We start from the raw sequence: 18,340 nt of genomic DNA on the forward strand, positions 1-18,340 counted from the left end.
ATCATGTGTCGATCACTTCACTGTGCGTACCTGTTGGCGCATCACACCCTGCCGTGGGCAAGGGGAACCCCTGTGAGTCGAGCTTTGGCTGCCTCCGCGGCCGTCCCGCCCATACTGCGTCTATCAAAAGCACGGGCGTGGCGTAGGGGTGGCGAAGTATGGCGTTTGCCGTCGCGCGTATTTCTCTCCGCCTCCGCCACGGGAGGATGGGGCACGGTCGTCGGTGGATAGGACGCCCGGGTCCGTCACCAGGTTCCGGGTGGTTCGCAACCACCCCTGGCCTTCACCGAGTACGTACCCATCACGACCGCTGTGACGCTCCGTCGAGCAAGCCCAGTCGACCGCAATAAGCCGTCCCTTGCGGCAGTTTTAAGCCAACTTTGCAATTACGCAAGAGGAAGGAGACTTCTTCCCTCAGACCTCACGGACACCAGGAATCCCAGCAGGACAATGCTGGACATCTCCTCACGAGTGCGTGTACATGTGGAGACACTGCTAGCGGCGCAGAATGACATGGGGGTTTGCGATGCTTTTGAGCAGTACGCGCTGGTCGGAAAGCCGGACGCCATGAACGCCCCGCACCCTCCGAAAGTGGCTGGAATCGATTCAACGGTTCCGGCACCCGCACACACTGTCGCGCCCGTCGCGGCGGGTTCCTCCCCGGCTGCCCCGCCAAACCCTCCGGCCCCACCGGGCGCGGTACTCCAGGACCGTCTCGCCGGCTGGGTCTCCGACCTCACCACTCTGCACGAGCTGACCGAGCGTCTGACCCGCACGTCCGCGCTCGACCAGGCGCTCCAGGAACTGCTGCGGGCCGGCGCCGCCCTGGTGGGCGCCCGCCGCGGCCTCGTCGTCCTGGAACCGGGCGACGGACTCGGCCCGGACACCACCATCGGCCTGGGCCTCGCCCGCGCCGACCTCGGCCACATCGAGACCGTGCCCCGCAGCGCCCTGTCGTACGGCCGGATCCTCGACGGACTGGCCGGTGGCGAGGACGGCATCGCCGAGCCCGACCTGTTCGCCCAGGAGGGGCTCGACCCCCGCCACCGCGAGGTCGCGGCCCGCCTCGGCTACGCCGCCAGCTACGCCCTCCCCCTGGTCCCCGAGTCGGCCGCGTCCACCGGATCCGCCGAATCCCCCGAGTCCGCCGACCGCCTCGGCGCCGTCGTGTGGCTCTACGACGAACCCGCCGAACCGGTCGAACGGCAGCGCCACCTCGTCGGCCTGTACGTCCGGTACGCCGCCGAGCACCTCGCCCGGCTGCTCGAACTGGAGCGCACGCGCGCGGCCATGGCGACCATGACGGACGAGCTGCTGCCCGCGCGGCTGCCACGGGTGGCCGGTGTCCAGCTCGCCGCCCGGCACCGCACCGGCCCGCGCGGCGGCGGCGACTGGTACGACGCGCTGCCGCTGCCCGACGCCGCCCTCGGCCTCGCCGTCGGATCCGTCACCGGAGCGGGGCCCAGCGCGGTCGCGGCGATGGGCCGGCTGCGGGCGTCCCTGCGCGCGTACGCCGTGATGGAGGGGGAGGACCCGGTCGCCGTCCTGTCCGACCTGGAGCTGCTGCTGCGGCTGACCGAGCCGGCCCGCTCGGCCACCGCCCTGTTCGGCTACTGCGAACCGGCCGCCCGCAAGATCACGCTGGCCGGTGCCGGGCACAGTCCGCCGCTGCTGATCGGGCAGCGCCGCACCGAGTTCGTGGAGACGTCCGTCTCCGCCCCGCTGGGCATGCTCGCCTGCTGGGAGGCGCCGAGCGTGGAGATCCTCGCCGAGCCCGGAGAGACGGTTCTGCTGTACACCGACGGGCTGCTGCACCGCACCGGCGAGACCACCGACCGCGCCTTCGCCCGGCTGCACGCGGCGGCGGCCGGAGCACCCCGGGCACTGCGGTGCGACCCCGGCGCCCTTACCGACCATGTCCTGCGGAACGTGCTGCCGGACGGACTCGACGCGGCGGACGGAGCGGAGGACGTCGTCCTGCTGGCGGTGCGGTTCGAGTAACGCTCCTCGTCATCGCCCTGAGGCCGCTTCGCCGCCGCCGTAGAGTGGAGGGCGGTCCAGCGCCGTATCGAGGAGGATGACCGCCGTGGCAGAAGAGCCTTCGGACACCCCGGAGACTGCCGAAGAGGAGCCGATCAAGCAGCGGAAGAACGGACTGTACCCCGGCGTGTCCGACGAGCTTGCCGAGAACATGAAGAGCGGCTGGGCCGACACCGAGCTGCGTGACCTCCAGCCCGTTCCCCAGGCCGCCGAGACCGCCGCCCGCCGGGCCGCGCTGTCCGCGCGCTTCCCGGGCGAGCGGCTGGTGATCCCCGCGGGCAACCTGAAGACCCGCTCGAACGACACCGAGTACGCCTTCCGCGCCTCCGTCGAGTACGCCTACCTCACGGGCAACCAGACCGAGGACGGCGTCCTGGTGCTGGAGCCGAAGGGCGACGGCCACGAGGCGACGATCTACCTGCTGCCGCGTTCGAACCGGGAGAACGGCGAGTTCTGGCTGGACGGCCAGGGCGAGCTGTGGGTCGGCCGCCGCCACTCCCTCACCGAGGCGGAGCAGCTGTACGGCATCCCCGCCTCCGACGTGCGCGAGCTGGCCGGGGCGCTGCGCGAGGCCACAGGACCGGTGCGGGTCGTGCGCGGGTACGACGCCGGCATCGAGGCCGCGCTGACCGACAAGGTCACCGCCGAGCGCGACGAGGAGCTGCGGGTCTTCCTCTCCGAGGCGCGGCTGGTCAAGGACGAGTTCGAGATCGGCGAGCTCCAGAAGGCCGTCGACTCGACCGTGCGCGGCTTCGAGGACGTGGTGAAGGTCCTCGACAAGGCCGAGGCGACCTCCGAGCGGTACATCGAGGGCACGTTCTTCCTCCGCGCGCGGGTGGAGGGCAACGACGTCGGCTACGGCACGATCGCCGCGGCCGGGCCGCACGCCTGCACGCTGCACTGGGTGCGCAACGACGGGCCCGTGCGGTCGGGCGATCTGCTGCTGCTCGACGCGGGCGTGGAGACGCACACGTACTACACCGCCGACGTCACACGGACGCTGCCGGTCAACGGCCGGTTCAGCGAGATCCAGCGGAAGATCTACGACGCCGTGTACGAGGCCCAGGAGGCCGGGATCGCCGCGGTGCAGCCCGGGGCGAAGTACCGGGACTTCCACGACGCCGCGCAGCGCGTGCTGACCGAGAAGCTGGTCGAGTGGGGTCTGGTCGAAGGGCCGGTTGAGCGGGTGCTGGAGCTGGGGCTTCAGCGGCGGTGGACGCTGCACGGGACCGGGCACATGCTCGGGATGGACGTGCACGACTGCGCTGCCGCGCGGACCGAGACGTACGTCGACGGTGTGCTGGAGCCGGGGATGTGCCTGACCGTCGAGCCGGGGCTGTACTTCCAGGCCGACGATCTGACGGTGCCGGAGGAGTACCGGGGTATCGGTGTGCGGATCGAGGACGACATCCTCGTGACGGAGGACGGCAACCGGAATCTGAGTGCCGCGTTGCCTCGTCGGGCGGACGAGGTCGAGGCGTGGATGGCTTCCGTCAAGGGCTGAGGTGTGTCTGCGGGTGCGTGAGGGCGGGTCGCGCCCCGCGGCGGAGCCGCACATCGACGCTGTTCCGCGCTCCTGACCCGTCCAGGAACAGCGCCCCTGCAAGCAGAGGGGCGCTGCCTCGGGGGCTCCAGGCACGGCTGACGAGGTAGGTGTCCAGGGCTCGCAGAGCCAGGGCACCCGGTTCCGTCGCCGTGCCGCCCGCCTCCAGCACACCGCGCGCCCTCGCCTGGACTTCGCGCAGGCCCATCGGGCCCGCCGTGTACAGCAGTTCCGTGTCCTGGAGGGTCGACATCACCGTGAGCAGGGCGTCCAGGCGGGCCTGGGGCTCTGTGGCGCCCTGGGCCCGGGCCGCGGTGAGGGTGTTCAGGGCCCGGCGGACGTGCGGGAATCCCGCTCTGGCCTCGCCCCGGGCACCGGCCGCGCCGTAGCGGGCCGACACCGTGGAGCCGCGGGACGGGCGGCGCGGGGCGCGGCGGGCGGGGTGGGCGGCGATGTGCTTGGCCAGGGCCGCCGTCTCGGCCGGGGCGGCGCCCGGTTGCAGCGCCGCCGCCGCGACCAGCAGGCCGAGCGTCCACAGAGCGCCCCGGTGGCCGCCGCCCGCGAGTCCCACCGTGTGTTCCGTCGAGCGGCCGATCGCGCCCAGTTCCGCACGGAGACGGGCACTGGGTTCGCCCGTGCGGCGGGCCGCGGCGGCCATGGCCGTGAGGCCGGGGAGCAGTGCCCTGGCCGACCAGCACAGGGCGCGGTGGTCCCGGCGGGTGGCCCGGGCCGTCAGGTCGCGCGGGTCGGGAAGGCCCGGCTTGGGGGCCAGGGCCAGCTGACCGACCAGCGCGTCGACGGCGGCGTGTGCGAGCGCCTCGTCCGCGGGGCTGTTCATCGCCGTACCTGGGGTGGTGGAGGTGTTCCGGTGGTTTCCCGTCATGGAAGGGGGAACTTAGGGACGGCACCCGTCAGGTGTGTGAGGCCGGGCTGAGAGCCGGCTGTGAATCGACCGGCGGCATCCGGACAGTGGTCAGAAAACCGCAGGTCAACGGTAGTTGGCGTGTGAGATCATGGCCGACCTTGCCGGTCCGACTCGGGGAACAGGCGCGATCATCATGAAGAACGTCCAGACGGCGCTGACCATGCAGGACGCCATCCTCACCCTGCAGAAGTACTGGAGCGACAACGGCTGCATGATCACGCAGCCGCTGAACACCGAGGTCGGAGCCGGTACGGCCAACCCGGCCACGGCGCTGCGGGTGCTCGGTCCCGAGCCCTGGAGCGTCGCCTACGTGGAGCCGAGCGTGCGGCCGGACGACTCGCGCTACGGCGAGAACCCCAACCGGCTGCAGACCCACACCCAGTTCCAGGTCATCCTCAAGCCCGACCCGGGCAACCCGCAGGAGCTGTACCTGGGCAGCCTGAAGGCGCTCGGTGTCGACCTGGGCGCGCACGACGTGCGGTTCGTCGAGGACAACTGGGCCTCGCCCGCGCTCGGCGCCTGGGGGCTGGGCTGGGAGGTCTGGCTGGACGGCATGGAGATCACCCAGTTCACCTACTTCCAGCAGGTCGGCGGTGTCGCCCTGGACCCGGTGTCGGTGGAGATCACGTACGGCCTCGAACGCATCCTGATGAACCTTCAGGGCGTGTCCCACTTCAAGGACATCGTCTACGCGCCGGGCATCACGTACGGCGAGGTGTTCGGGCAGAACGAGTACGAGATGAGCCGCTACTACCTCGACGACGCCGACCTCGACACCAACCAGCGGCTGTTCGACGCGTACGCGGCCGAGGCCCGGCGCCTGCTCGATCTGGAGCTGCCGGTCCCGGCGTACACGTACGTGCTCAAGTGCAGCCACACCTTCAACGTGCTCGACGCGCGCGGTGCGATCAGCACCACCGAGCGGGCCAAGGCGTTCGCGCTGATGCGCGGCCTGACGCACGAGTCGGCCAAGTTGTGGGAGCGGCGGCGGGCGGCGCTGGAGCATCCGCTCGGGGTGGCGGCCGCTCCGGCCCCGGCCCGGCGGGCCGCGCTGCCCAGGGTGCCCGACGCCGAGACACTGCTGTTCGAGATCGGCGTGGAGGAACTGCCGTACGCCGATGTCCCCGCCACCACGGAGGCGGTGCGCGAGTCGGTCACCGCCAAGCTGGCCGCGACCCGGCTGGGGCACGGCGCGATCACCGTGATGGCCACGCCGCGCCGGATCGTGATCACCGTCGAGGGTGTGCAGCCGCGCGAGCGGGACACCATGCGGACCGTGCGCGGCCCCAAGGTCGCCGCCGCCTTCAAGGACGGCGCTCCGACGCCTGCCCTGCTGGGCTTCGCCCGCAGTCAGGGGGCCGAGCCGACCGATGTGCGGATCGTCAACGTCAAGGGTGTCGAGTACGTGGCCGTCACCCGCCACGAAGAGGGCCGTCCGGCCGTCGAGGTGCTCAGCGATCTGCTGGCCGAGGTCGTGTCGGGGCTGCGCGCCGGCCGCAACATGCGCTGGAGCGACCCGGGTCTGTCGTTCTCACGGCCCGTGCGCTGGCTGCTCGCCCTGCTGGGCCGTACTCCCCTGCCCGTGGTGGTCTCCTCGCTCGCCTCGAGCGACACGACGCGGGTGCAGCGCCAGGCCCCTTACCCGGAGGTCCGGGTGACCTCCGCCGAGGGTTACCCGCATTTCCTGCACATGCACGGCATCCTGCTGGACCGGGACGCCCGGCGCGGTGCGGTGGTCCGCGGTGCCCTGGAGGCGGCGGCCGAGGTGGGCGGGCGGATCGACGTGGAGGGGCAGGCCGATCTGGTCGACGAGATCACCGACATCCTGGAGTTCCCGTACGCCGTGCGGGGGTCGTTCGACGAGCGTTACCTCGAACTGCCCGCGAGCGTCCTGACCACCGTGATGCGCAAGCACCAGCGCTATCTGCCGGTGCTGGACGGCGAGCGGTTGATGCCGCACTTCGTCACGTTCGCCAACGCCCTGTGCGACGACGACGTGGTGCGGGCGGGCAACGAGGCGGTGCTGCGGGCCCGTTACGAGGACGCCGCGTTCTTCTGGCGGGCGGATCTGAAGGTGCCGCCGGCGGAGTTCCGGCGCCGGCTGGACAAGCTGACCTTCGAGGACCGGCTCGGTACGGTCGCCGACCGGGCCGACCGGCTCGCCTCCCTCGCCGTGGACCTGGCGGGGCGGGCCGGGCTTCCGCAGGAGGCGGTGGACGTCGTCCGGCGCGCCGGTGCGCTGGCCAAGTTCGACCTGGCGTCGCAGATGGTGATCGAGTTCTCCGGACTGGCCGGGGTGATGGCGGAGGAGTACGCGCGCCGGGCCGGTGAGTCCGCCGAGGTCGCGCGGGCCCTGGCCGAGATGGAATTGCCGCGCTCCGCCGGCGGCGCCCTGCCGGCCGGGGACGCGGGGGCCGTGCTGTCGCTCGCCGACCGGTTCGACCTGGTGACCGGCATGTTCGTGATCGGGGCCGCGCCGACCGGGAGCTCCGACCCGTACGGGGTGCGCCGGGCCGCGATCGGGCTGCTGAACGTGCTGCGGAGTCTTCCCGCCGTGGCCGGGGTGCGGGTGAGCGAAGGGCTGCGCGCGGCGGCCGTACGGTACGCCGCGCAGGGCGTCGAGGTGCCGGCCGAGCGGGTCGCCGAGGCCGCCGAGCTGATCACCCGGCGCTACGAGCAGCAGCTCACGGACGCCGGGCACGAGCACCGGCTCGTGCAGGCCGTCCTGGTGTGGGCCGACCGGCCCTCCCACGGCGACCGCACCCTGGCCACGCTGGAGCGGCACATCGGCACGGAGGAGTTCGAGGCACTCGCTGCCGCGTTCCAGCGGGTGGTGCGCATCCTTCCCGAGGGCGGCGTCGAGGCGGCGGATCCGTCCCTGCTGACGGCGCCCGCGGAGCTGCGTCTCGCCGAGTGCGCCGAGGCCGTACGCCAGGCGCTGCAGGGCCGTGAGGACGACCTCGGCGCACTGATCGAGGTCTCCGCCCCGCTGGTGGAGGCGATCAGCGCCTTCTTCGACGAGGTGCTGGTGATGGACCCGGATCCGGCGGTCCGCGCGGCCCGGCTGGCGCTGCTCACGCAGGTGGCGGAGCTGGCGCGTACGACGCTGGACTGGGGTGCGCTGTAGGGGGCGGACGGCCAGGGGACGGACAGTGGGGCGGCGGACGGTCAGGGGGCGGACGTTTCACGTGAAACACCGCCTCCGAGCCGATCGGGTGTCGGCGGAGGTCAGACCGCCATCAGGGGCGCGGCGTCCTCGCGCCACTTGAGGACCTTGTCGAAGCTCACCACAGCACCGCCCCGGCCCGGCTTGTTGCCGATGTGGACGTGGTCGGCGAGCTGCTCGATGAGGCACAGCCCTCTGCCGTTCTCCGCGTCGGTGTGCGCGGGCCGGATCGGCGGGCGGGACCGGCCGGCGGACCCCGCGGGGAACCCCGGGCCCGCGTCGGCGACCTCGATCCGGCACTTCTCGCCGTCGAGATACGCCGTGACCCGGTACGCCTCCGAACCGGGGCCGCCGAGTGCCGTGTCCCCGCCGTGCTCCACGGCGTTCGCGCAGGCCTCACTGAGGGCGACGGAGAGGTCGTAGGAGACATCGGGATCGACTCCCGCGGTCTCCATCGTGCCGATCAGAAGGCGCCTGGCGAGCGGCACGCTCGCAGCTTCACGCCGCAGATGGAGTGACCACCAGATGCTCATGCTCCAGCCTCCTGGCCGCGGCTCGACATACCGTTACGTATTGCCCTGAGTCCCCGCATGTAAGCGTGAAGTTGACGTGACGCCGCCCATACGGCGGATGCGCCCTAGCCCTGATCGGTGTATGTGGAGGGACGGGCGGGGCCAGAGGGTGACGTTCCGGTCGTATGGCATCTTGCGGACCTGCCGCACGAGGCCTGGGTGGCCAGTGCGATGATGAGCCCGCCATGACTGCCCCCCACGCGTGCGCGACGCGCTCCGGACTCACGCTCCGGATCCTGCGGGCCGCGGTGTTCGCCGCGGTCTGTGTCGTGCTGGCCGGGGCAGGTCACGCACTCGCCTCCTGCGACGGCATTCCGCTGTGGACACTGGGCGCCGGGTTCCTCGGGGTGCTCGCCGTGGCGGCGCCGTTCGCCGGGCGTGTGCGCTCTCTGACGGGGATCGCGGCGCTGCTCGCGGCCGGCCAGACTGTGCTGCACACGCTGTTCGGACTCGGTCAGCACGGCACGGCCGCCGTCACGTCGTCGGCGCCCGCGGGCACGAGTGACGCCGCGCTGGTCCAGCAGGCCGCGCGGTTGGTGTGCGGCACGACGGCCGCGGCGATCAGTCCGGCGCAGGCACACAAGATCCTCAGCGACGCCCGGATCCAGCCGTCCACGGGTGCGCACACGCATCTGGCGTCGGACGCCGGGGCGTCGGCCTCGCTGTGGCCGTCCCTGCCGATGCTGCTCGGCCATGTCCTCGCGGCGATCGCCGCAGGCTGGCTGCTGCGCCATGGCGACCTGGCCCTGCTGCGGCTCACCGAACTGTCGGCGCAGGGGGTCACGGAAGGGGCGCTCGTGCGCTCCCTGCGGGCCGCGCTCGCGCTGGTGCGCGCTCTGCGCGCCGGGCTGCCGCGGGCGCCGGAAGCATGTCCGCGCCCCGTGCACGCCGTGCGGCCCGCGCCTGCGATGCCGCGCACGATCGCGCTTCAGCACACGGTGATCCGGCGCGGTCCGCCGGCCGCCATGACTCGCGCCTCCGCACTCGCCCTCGCCGCCTGACGCGACGCGACCACCACTCCGCCTTTCGGACGTTTCGGAGAGGGATCGCCGTCGTGCGGCACGCGCGCGTGCGCGCATCTCTCTTCATCCTCCCGACTCGACTCACAGCGGAGTGTTCCCTTCTATGAAGGCTTCCCGTATCGCCGCGGCCGGTGCCGCCGCCGGTGTCACCGTTCTCGCCCTGTCCGTCCCCGCCTTCGCGCACGTCAGCGTGCAGCCCGAGGGCACCGCCGCCAAGGGCGGCTACGCGGTCGTCGACTTCAAGGTCCCCAACGAGCGGGACAACGCCTCGACCACCAAGCTCGAGGTCACCTTCCCCACCGACCACCCGCTGGCCTCGGTGATGCCGGAGCCGATGCCCGGCTGGAAGATCGACGTCACCAAGTCCAAGCTGGACAAGCCGCTGGAGCTGCACGGCGAGAAGATTTCCGAGGCCGTCACCAAGGTCACCTGGACCGCCGACGGCAAGGGCATCGAGCCCGGCTACTTCGAGAAGTTCCCGGTCTCGATCGGTCAACTGCCCGAGGACACCGACCAGCTGGTCTTCAAGGCCCTCCAGACGTACTCCAACAAGGAGGTCGTCCGCTGGATCGAGGTGCCGCAGGAGGGCCAGGAGGAGCCTGACAACCCGGCCCCGGTGCTGGAGCTGTCCGCCGCCTCCGAGGACGGGCACCACGCCTCCTCGGGCGATGACGCCTCCGACGCCAAGTCAGCCGAGAAGGCCTCCGCCGACACCGCCGCCGACACCACCTCATCCGGCGGCACCGACACCACCGCCCGCGTCCTGGGCATCGTCGGCATCGTGGTCGGCGCGGCGGGCGTCGCCTACGGCGTGCTGGCCGGGCGTCGGCGCACCACCGCCTGACGCCGTTTCCGTTGCACGGCGCGCGCCGGGTTCCCGCTCCGGGCGGGGCACCCCGGTGCGCGCCGGGTCACCGACATCTGGGACATTTTTCTATGCGCACCAAAACCTTCGCCGCGGCCGCTCTGCTCGCCGCGGCCTCCCTGACCCTGACCGCCTGCGGCAGCGGCAACGACAGCGACAAGCCCGTCGCCGTCGTGTCGGAGCAGGCCGGCAGCGAGAAGGCCGCCACCGTCCTCGACAAGCCCTTCGAGAAGCCGGACCTGGTCCTCACCGACACCCAGGGCAAGAAGTACGACCTCCGCAAGGAGACCGAGGGTAAGCCCACGCTGATCTACTTCGGCTACACCCACTGCCCCGACGTGTGCCCGTCGACGATGAGCAACATCGCCGTGGCCAAGAAGCAGCTGCCCAAGGCCGAACAGGACGAACTGCGCGTCGTGTTCGTCACCACCGACCCGGACCGCGACAAGCCGGCCGAGCTCGGCAAGTGGCTCAAGGGCATCGACCCCCAGTTCATCGGCCTCACCGGCGACTTCCCGACCATCCAGGCCGGCGCCCGTACCCTCGGCATCTCCTTCGACCCGCCGCGCAAGGACAAGAACGGCAAGATGATCTCCGAGCACGGCACCCAGGTCATCGCCTTCTCGCCGAAGACCGACGGCGGCTATGTGCTCTACGGCGAGGACGCCACGGTCGACGACTACACCAAGGACCTCCCCAAGATCGTCAAGGGGGAGAACCCGTGAGGCGGCGACTCGGCCCGGCGGCCCTCGTCATAGCCGGGGCACTGGCCCTGGCGGGCTGCGGCGGCTCTGACTCGGACTCCGGGGACTCCGGTTCCGGCAGCGGTAAGGCGGAACTCTCCGTCGGCTCCGCGTACATGCCGCAGCCCGTCTCCGACGAGATGGCGGCCGGCTTCCTCACCGTCACCAACAAGGGCGGGGCCGCCGACGAGCTGACCTCGGTCACCAGCGACGTCGCCGGGCAGGTCACCGTGCACGAGACCGTCGGCTCGGCCATGCAGGAGGTCAAGAGCCTGAAGGTCCCGGCCCACGGCGAACTCGTGCTGAAGAGCGGCGGCAACCATCTGATGTTCGAACAGCTGAAGCGCAAGCCGAAGGAAGGCCAGACGGTCTCCGTCGAGCTGCACTTCGCCCACTCCGGCCCGGTCGAGGTCGAGATGCCGGTGAAGTCGGCGACCTACGCCCCGAAAACCGGACACTGAGGGAGGGACCACAGTGACGCAGACCATCGCCCCCCGCGTCCGGACCGTCGTGCTGCTGCTCCTGGCCGCGGCCTGCGCACTCCTTGCCGGCGCCGGACCGGTCTCCGCGCACGCCGCGGTGACCGGCAGCGACCCCGCGCAGGGGGCGGTGGTCGACAAGGCCCCGGCCCGGATCTCGCTCACCTTCTCCGAGCAGGTCGCGATGTCCGACGACTCGCTGCGCGTACTCGACCCCGAGGGCAAGCGCGTCGACACGGGCGGGCCGTCCAACGTCAGCGGCACGACGTACGCCGTGCGGCTCCACTCCGGCCTGCCCGACGGCACCTACACGGTCGCCTACCAGCTGGTGTCCGCGGACAGCCACCCCGTCGCCGGTGCCTACACCTTCTCCATCGGCGCACCGTCGAAGACGTCCGTGTCGGTCTCCGACCAGACGGGCGACAACGGCCTGGTCGGCTGGCTGTACGGCTTCGGGCGGTACATGTCCTACGCCGGGTTCATCGTGCTGGCCGGCGGCGCCGCCTTCGTCCTCGCCTGCTGGCCACGCGGCTCCGGGGTACGGCCCGTGCAGCGGTTCGTCGTCTCCGGTTGGCTCACGCTCACCGCCGCCACCCTCGCCCTGCTGCTCCTGCGCGGCTCCTTCACGGGCTCCGGGAAGGTCGCCGACGTCTTCGACCTGTCCCTGCTCGGGCAGGTGCTCCAGACCAAGACCGGCGCCGCCCTGGTGTCCCGGCTGCTGCTGCTCGCCGCGGCGGCGCTGTTCATCGCCGTGCTGTTCGGTGCCTACGACAAGCGTGAGGACCCCCAGGAGAAGCGGGACCTGACCTTCGGGCTCGCCATCGGCGGCGTCGTCCTGGCGGCCGGGCTCGCGGCGAGCTGGGCGATGTCCGAGCACGCCTCGGTCGGACTCCAGGCGGGCATCGCCATGCCGGTCGACGTCCTCCATCTGCTCGCCGTCGCCGCGTGGCTCGGCGGGCTGGGCGCGCTGCTGGTCGCCCTGTACCGGGCACCGGCCGACGCGCCCGTCGACGCGTCGGCCGTACGCCGCTTCTCCCGCGTCGCCTTCGGCAGCGTCCTCGCGCTGATCTCGACCGGGACGTACCAGTCCTGGCGCCAGCTCGGCTCCTGGTCGGCCTTCACCGACACCCGCTACGGACAGCTGCTCCTCGCCAAGATCGCCCTCGTGGTCGTCCTGGTCGGCGTCGCGTGGATCTCGCGAGGGTGGACCGGGCGGCTGGCCGAGACGGTGCCGGCAGCGGTGGAGCGGGAGAAGGCGCGGGTCGGAGCCATGGCCGATGCCTCCGCCGGAGCAGGGGCCGATGCCTCCACGGGAGCAGGGGCCGATGCCTCCGCCGGAGCGGGACCCGGTGCCTCCGCTGACACTGTCGGCGACGCCGAGTCCGCCGTGAGCGGCGACGACCGGCCCGGCACGGGCACAGAGAACGGCTCCGACGCCGGTGAACAGCCCGGCTCCGAGCCCGCCGACACCGAGCGGGCCGCGCAGCTCGCCCGGCAGCGGGCCGCCCGGGACGCCGCCCGGCAGAAGCGGCTGCGGGACGCCGACCCCCACCGCTTCGGGCTGCGCCGCTCCGTGCTGGCCGAGGCCGGCATCGCCGTCGTCCTGCTCGCCGTCACCACCGTCCTCACCCAGACCGAGCCGGGACGCACGGAGGAGGAGGCCAAGGCGGCGACGTCGTCCTCCGCGTCCACCTCGCCCGACACGGGCGCGTCCGGGGCGCTGACCCTGAACATGCCCTTCGACACCGGCGGCAAGGACGGCAAGGGCATCGTCACGATCGACCTCGACCCCGCACGCGTGGGTGGCAACGAGATGCACGTCTACGTGGAGCGGCCCAACGGCCGGGCCTTCGACATCCCCGAAGTGAAGGTCGACTTCACCCTCAAAGCCAAGAACCTCGGGCCGCTGCCCGTCGTCCCCGACCACCTCGCTACCGGACACTGGTCGGCGAACGGAGTGCAGATCCCCATGGCCGGCGACTGGAAGGTCGACGTGACCGTGCGGACCTCCGACATCGACGAGGTGACCGTCTCCAAGAACGCGCAGATCGGCTGAACCACCATGGCTGACCAGTCCATCCCGGAAACCCGCACTCCCCGCACCACCCCGGCGAAGACCGAAGCGGCCCCGGCCGACGACGGCATCTCACGGCGACGCCTGCTCGGCACCGCCGGTGCCACCGGGCTCGTGCTCGGCACGGCGGGCGCGGCCGTCGGATACGCCGCCGCCCCCTCCGATGCCGCCGCCCCGCTCACCTCACTCGGCACCGGCCGGGCGATGTTTCACGGGAAACATCAGCCCGGCATCACCGACGGCCTCCAGGCCCGCGGCCACGTCATCGCCTTCGATCTGGCGGCGGGCGCCGGCCGCAAGGAAGCCGCCGCCCTGCTGCGCCGCTGGTCGCAGACGGCCCGGCGGCTGATGGCGGGCGAGCCGAGCCCGCACGACGACACCGACGTGGCCCGCGACGCCGGTCCCTCGTCGCTGACGATCACCTTCGGCTTCGGCCACAGCTTCTTCGGCAGGACCGGCCTGCAGAAGCAGCGCCCGACCGCCCTGGACCCGCTGCCCGAGTTCTCCTCCGACCACCTCGACAAGAACCGCAGCAACGGCGACCTGTGGGTGCAGATCGGCGCCAACGACGCCCTCGTGGCCTTCCACGCCCTGCGCGCCATCCAGAAGGACGCGGGCTCGGCGGCCCGGGTCCGCTGGCAGATGAACGGCTTCAACCGCTCGCCGGGTGCCACCGCCCACCCCATGACGGCCCGCAACCTGATGGGCCAGATCGACGGCACCCGCAATCCGAAGCCGTCCGAGCCCGACTTCGACCAGCGGATCTTCGTGCCCGAGAAGGGCGAACCGGCCTGGATGGCGAACGGCTCCTACGCCGTCGTACGCCGGATCCGCATGCTCCTGGACGACTGGGAGAAGCTCTCCGTCAAGGCGCAGGAAGACGTGATCGGCCGCCGCAAGTCCGACGGGGCAGCCCTGTCCGGCGGCACCGAGACGACCGCGATGGACCTGGAGAAGACGGACGCCAAGGGCAACCTCGTCGTCCCGATCAACGCCCACGCCCGGATCACCCGCCCCGACCAGAACGGCGGCGCGGCGATGCTCCGCCGCCCGTTCTCCTTCCACGACGGCATCGACCAGGACGGCGTCCCGGACGCGGGCCTGCTCTTCATCTGCTGGCAGGCCGATCCGCTGCGCGGGTTCGTGCCGGTGCAGCGCAAGCTCGACCGCGGCGACGCCCTGTCGCAGTTCATCCGGCACGAGTCGAGCGGGCTGTTCGCGGTGCCCGGTGGGGCCCCGGAGGGTGAGTACGTGGGGCAGAAGTTGCTCGAGGGGTGAGAGTCGAACTGTGTGCGGGTTGTGGGGGATAGCGCTTCCGCAAGCCCATTAGGGTGAGGTCATGCCAGCGAGCTATGCGTATCTCGGCCCCGAGGGCACCTTCACCGAAGTCGCCCTGCGCACGCTTCCCGAGGCCGCCACCCGGGAGCTCATCCCGTACGTGTCCGTCCAGTCCGCGCTCGACGCGGTACGCGTCGGCGAGGCCGAGGCCGCGTTCGTGCCGATCGAGAACTCCGTCGAGGGCGGCATCACCACCACCCTCGACGAGCTGGTCGCCGGCGCGCCGCTGATGATCTACCGCGAGGTGCTGCTGTCGATCACCTTCGCGCTGCTGGTCCGCCCCGGCACCAGCCTGTCGGACATCAAGACGGTCTCCGCCCATCCGGCCGCCCAGCCGCAGGTGCGCAACTGGCTGAAGAAGCACCTGCCGGACGTCCACTGGGAGTCGGCCGCCTCGAACGCGGACGCAGCCCGGCTGGTCCAGGAGGGCCAGTACGACGCCGCCTTCGCCGGTGAGTTCGCCGCCGCCCGCTACGGCCTGGAGGCCCTGGAGACCGGGATCCACGACGCGGAGAACGCCCAGACGCGATTCGTGCTGGTCGGCCGGCCCGCCCGGCCCGCGGCGCCCACCGGCGCGGACAAGACCTCCGTCGTGCTCTGGCAGCGCGACGACCACCCCGGCGGCCTGCGCGATCTGCTGGGCGAATTCGCCACCCGGGGCATCAACCTGATGCTGCTCCAGTCCCGGCCCACCGGCGCGGGCATCGGCAACTACTGCTTCTGCATCGACGCCGAGGGCCACATCTCCGACCGCCGGGTGGCCGAAGCCCTGATGGGCCTGAAGCGGATCTGCCTCCAGGTGCGCTACCTCGGCTCCTATCCGCGCGCGGACATGGAGCCCGGGGATGTCCAGCCGCCGCGGCTGGGGACGTCGGACGACGAGTTCGTGGCGGCGGCGGACTGGGTCGCGCGGTGCCAGGACGGCCGGTTCTAGCCCGGTCCCCAGCGGGTCCCAGGGTGGTCGTACCTGCTGATTGTCGTTGTCCACAGAAGTTATCCACAGGCCAGCTTCTCGACCTGGGGACAAGTCGACAACGAAGCGTGAGTCAGTCGACAAATCGCCCTACAGGCCTCCGATGCGTCCATCGGCGGGCAGGTCACCCTTCGTCCACCGTTTTCCCTTGCGTAACTCTTCAGGGTGACCCATTTCCACTCGAAAGTGAGGGTAGAGCGGGTTTGCATCGGGAATTCTTCGGCGTGACAGGGTCTTCCGGAGTGATCAATTCCGAAGTCCACAGATCTTCCCCACAGCCTGTGGATAACTTTTCGGCACGTGTGGATCCCTGTGGACAACCGGAGTCCAAGTCCCGCTCACCGCAAGGGATTCGAGTCAATGCCGTGCCCTGCCGATGCCTCGTTCCGGGGAGAGGTGGTCGGTTTATTGACACAGTGCGCAATTCCCGCATAGCGGTACGTAAGCCACACCTGAATAGTGAGTCGTGGACGGTCACCCCGCACCGGTAGCCTTGAGCACGTGATTGACCTTCGCCTGCTCCGTGAGGACCCCGACCGTGTGCGCGCCTCCCAGCGCGCCCGTGGAGAGGACGTCGCGCTCGTCGACTCCCTCCTGTCTGCCGACGAGCGGCGCAGGTCGTCCGGCGTCCGCTTCGACGAGCTGCGCGCCGAGCAGAAGGCGCTCGGCAAGCTCATCCCCAAGGCGTCCGGGGACGAGAAGGCCGAGCTGCTGAAGAAGGCGAGCCAGCTCGCCGCCGACGTCAAGGCCGCCGACGCGGAACGCGACGCTGCGGCCACCGAGACCCAGGAGCTGCTCCAGAAGCTCGGCAACCTCGTCCACCCGGACGTGCCCGTGGGCGGCGAGGAGGACTTCGTCACGCTGGAGACGCACGGCACGATCCGTGACTTCGCCGCCGATGGCTTCGAGCCCCGGGACCACCTGGAGCTCGGCCAGATCCTCGGCGCGATCGACGTGGAGCGGGGCGCCAAGGTCTCCGGCTCGCGCTTCTACTTCCTGACGGGCGTGGGCGCCCTGCTGGAGCTCGCCCTGGTGAACGCGGCGATGGCGCAGGCCACCGCGGCCGGCTTCACGCCGATGCTGACCCCGGCCCTGGTGCGCCCCCAGTCCATGGCGGGCACCGGCTTCCTCGGCCAGGCCGCCCAGGACGTCTACCACCTCGCCGACGACGACCTCTACCTGGTCGGCACCTCCGAGGTCGCGCTCGCGGCGTACCACATGGACGAGATCCTCGACGCCGACCGCCTCCCGCTGCGCTACGCGGGCTTCTCGCCCTGCTTCCGCCGCGAGGCCGGCTCGCACGGCAAGGACACCCGGGGCATCTTCCGCGTGCACCAGTTCGACAAGGTCGAGATGTTCTCCTACGTGGCCCCGGAGGACTCGCAGGCCGAGCACCAGCGGCTGCTGGAGTGGGAGAAGCAGTGGCTGACCTCGTTGGAGCTGCCGTTCCGGGTCATCGACGTCGCCTCCGCCGACCTCGGCTCCTCGGCCGCCCGCAAGTTCGACTGCGAGGCGTGGATCCCGACGCAGGGCAAGTACCGCGAGCTGACCTCGACCTCGGACTGCACCGAGTTCCAGTCCCGCCGCCTGTCGATTCGCGTCCGTGAGGGCAAGCAGGTCCGCCCGCTGGCCACGCTCAACGGCACGCTGTGCGCCGTGCCGCGCACGATCGTGGCGATCCTGGAGAACCACCAGCAGGCCGACGGCTCGGTGCGGGTGCCCGAGGTGCTGCGCCCGTACCTGGGCGGCCGGGAGGTCCTGGAGCCGGTGGCCAAGTGACCACCACCGGTTTCCCGTACCAGCTGATCGCCACCGACCTCGACGGGACGCTGCTGCGTTCCGACGAGTCGGTGTCGCCCCGCACCCGTGAGGCGCTCGCCGCGGCCACCGCGGCGGGCGCCGCGCACATCGTCGTCACCGGCCGCGCGGCCCCGTGGACCCGGCACATCCTCGACGACCTCGGCTACCGGGGACTGGCCGTCTGCGGCCAGGGCGCGCAGGTGTACGACGCCGGCGCCCACCGGCTGCTGACGTCGGTGACGCTGGACCGGCAGCTGGCCGGGGTGGCGCTGGCCAAGATCGAGGCGGAGGTCGGTCCGCTGTATCTGGCGGCGAGCCGCGACGGCCTGGACGGCGAGGTGATGGTGGGTCCCGGGTACGCGGTCCAGGGCAACCTGCCCGCGACGCCGTTCACGGACGCGTCGGACCTGTGGGCCGCCCCTTTGAACAAGCTGTACATCCAGCACCCGACGCTCACGGACGACGAACTGTGCGAGGTGGCCACGCGCACCGCCGGCGGTTTCGTCACCGTCGTCATGGCGGGCAAGGGCATCGTCGAACTCCTGCCCCTGGGCCTGTCCAAGGCGACCGGCCTGTCCCTGGCGGCGCGCCGGCTCAAGGTGAAGGCGGCCGACACGATCGCCTTCGGCGACATGCCCAACGACATACCGATGTTCGCCTGGGCCTCCTACGGTGTCGCGATGGCGGACGCCCATGAGGAACTGAAGGCGGTGGCCGACGAGGTGACCTCCTCGAACGAGGAGGACGGCATCGCGGTGGTGCTGGAGCGGTTGCTGGGCTGAGCCTTCGTGTCGCGCGGG

At 71.3% G+C, this 18,340-nt stretch carries 14 protein-coding genes; 12 read left to right on the plus strand and 2 right to left on the minus strand.

Annotation, left to right across the window (positions count from 1 at the left end; all coding sequences use genetic code 11):
• The first annotated feature begins 450 nt into the window (after positions 1 to 450).
• Together ACZ3I3_RS21250 and ACZ3I3_RS21255 are read left to right on the plus strand one after the other, a co-directional pair.
• A complete protein-coding gene (locus ACZ3I3_RS21250; protein ID WP_467367226.1) occupies positions 451 to 2,001 on the plus strand; it encodes a PP2C family protein-serine/threonine phosphatase in 1,551 nt (516 codons plus the stop codon).
• Between the two features lie 76 nt (positions 2,002 to 2,077).
• On the plus strand, positions 2,078 to 3,544 hold the full coding sequence (locus ACZ3I3_RS21255) for an aminopeptidase P family protein (RefSeq protein ID WP_467367228.1): 1,467 nt from the start codon (positions 2,078 to 2,080) through the stop codon (positions 3,542 to 3,544).
• Here ACZ3I3_RS21255 and ACZ3I3_RS21260 read toward each other — a convergent pair.
• Complete coding sequence (locus ACZ3I3_RS21260) at positions 3,534 to 4,421, minus strand: triphosphoribosyl-dephospho-CoA synthase (protein ID WP_467367229.1); 888 nt, start codon at positions 4,419 to 4,421, stop codon at positions 3,534 to 3,536. The two genes, ACZ3I3_RS21255 and ACZ3I3_RS21260, sit on opposite strands and share 11 nt — an antisense overlap.
• Positions 4,422 to 4,641: 220 nt before the next feature.
• Between ACZ3I3_RS21260 and ACZ3I3_RS21265 the strand changes: the two genes are divergently transcribed.
• Entirely contained in the window at positions 4,642 to 7,635 is a 2,994-nt protein-coding gene (locus ACZ3I3_RS21265; RefSeq protein ID WP_467367231.1) for a glycine--tRNA ligase, read from the plus strand.
• 101 nt (positions 7,636 to 7,736) lie between these two features.
• Here the strand turns inward: ACZ3I3_RS21265 and ACZ3I3_RS21270 are convergent, their stop codons facing one another.
• Entirely contained in the window at positions 7,737 to 8,207 is a 471-nt protein-coding gene (locus ACZ3I3_RS21270) for an ATP-binding protein (RefSeq protein ID WP_467367233.1), read from the minus strand.
• Between the two features lie 224 nt (positions 8,208 to 8,431).
• Between ACZ3I3_RS21270 and ACZ3I3_RS21275 the strand changes: the two genes are divergently transcribed.
• From ACZ3I3_RS21275 to ACZ3I3_RS21315, 9 genes are all read left to right on the plus strand, one after another.
• Entirely contained in the window at positions 8,432 to 9,247 is an 816-nt protein-coding gene (locus ACZ3I3_RS21275) for a hypothetical protein (RefSeq protein ID WP_467367235.1), read from the plus strand.
• Between the two features lie 124 nt (positions 9,248 to 9,371).
• Complete coding sequence (locus ACZ3I3_RS21280) at positions 9,372 to 10,112, plus strand: YcnI family copper-binding membrane protein (protein WP_467367237.1); 741 nt, start codon at positions 9,372 to 9,374, stop codon at positions 10,110 to 10,112.
• Positions 10,113 to 10,204: 92 nt separating this feature from the next.
• Positions 10,205 to 10,858, plus strand: coding sequence for an SCO family protein (locus ACZ3I3_RS21285; RefSeq protein WP_467367239.1), 654 nt, complete (start codon positions 10,205 to 10,207; stop codon positions 10,856 to 10,858).
• Complete coding sequence (locus tag ACZ3I3_RS21290) at positions 10,855 to 11,337, plus strand: copper chaperone PCu(A)C (protein WP_467367241.1); 483 nt, start codon at positions 10,855 to 10,857, stop codon at positions 11,335 to 11,337. Before ACZ3I3_RS21285 ends, ACZ3I3_RS21290 begins: the two co-directional genes overlap by 4 nt.
• Before the next feature lie 13 nt (positions 11,338 to 11,350).
• On the plus strand, positions 11,351 to 13,411 hold the full coding sequence (locus ACZ3I3_RS21295; RefSeq protein ID WP_467367243.1) for a copper resistance CopC/CopD family protein: 2,061 nt from the start codon (positions 11,351 to 11,353) through the stop codon (positions 13,409 to 13,411).
• Between the two features lie 6 nt (positions 13,412 to 13,417).
• Entirely contained in the window at positions 13,418 to 14,707 is a 1,290-nt protein-coding gene (gene efeB, locus ACZ3I3_RS21300; protein ID WP_467367245.1) for an iron uptake transporter deferrochelatase/peroxidase subunit, read from the plus strand.
• Positions 14,708 to 14,768: 61 nt separating this feature from the next.
• On the plus strand, positions 14,769 to 15,701 hold the full coding sequence (gene pheA, locus ACZ3I3_RS21305) for a prephenate dehydratase (protein ID WP_467367247.1): 933 nt from the start codon (positions 14,769 to 14,771) through the stop codon (positions 15,699 to 15,701).
• A 540-nt stretch (positions 15,702 to 16,241) separates the two neighbouring features.
• On the plus strand, positions 16,242 to 17,519 hold the full coding sequence (gene serS, locus ACZ3I3_RS21310) for a serine--tRNA ligase (protein ID WP_356928263.1): 1,278 nt from the start codon (positions 16,242 to 16,244) through the stop codon (positions 17,517 to 17,519).
• Positions 17,516 to 18,322, plus strand: coding sequence for an HAD family hydrolase (locus ACZ3I3_RS21315; RefSeq protein ID WP_467367249.1), 807 nt, complete (start codon positions 17,516 to 17,518; stop codon positions 18,320 to 18,322). The genes serS and ACZ3I3_RS21315 overlap by 4 nt, the downstream gene beginning before the upstream one ends.
• Positions 18,323 to 18,340 lie beyond the last annotated feature (18 nt).

The sequence above is a fragment of the Streptomyces sp. NPDC016851 genome, assembly GCF_055562795.1.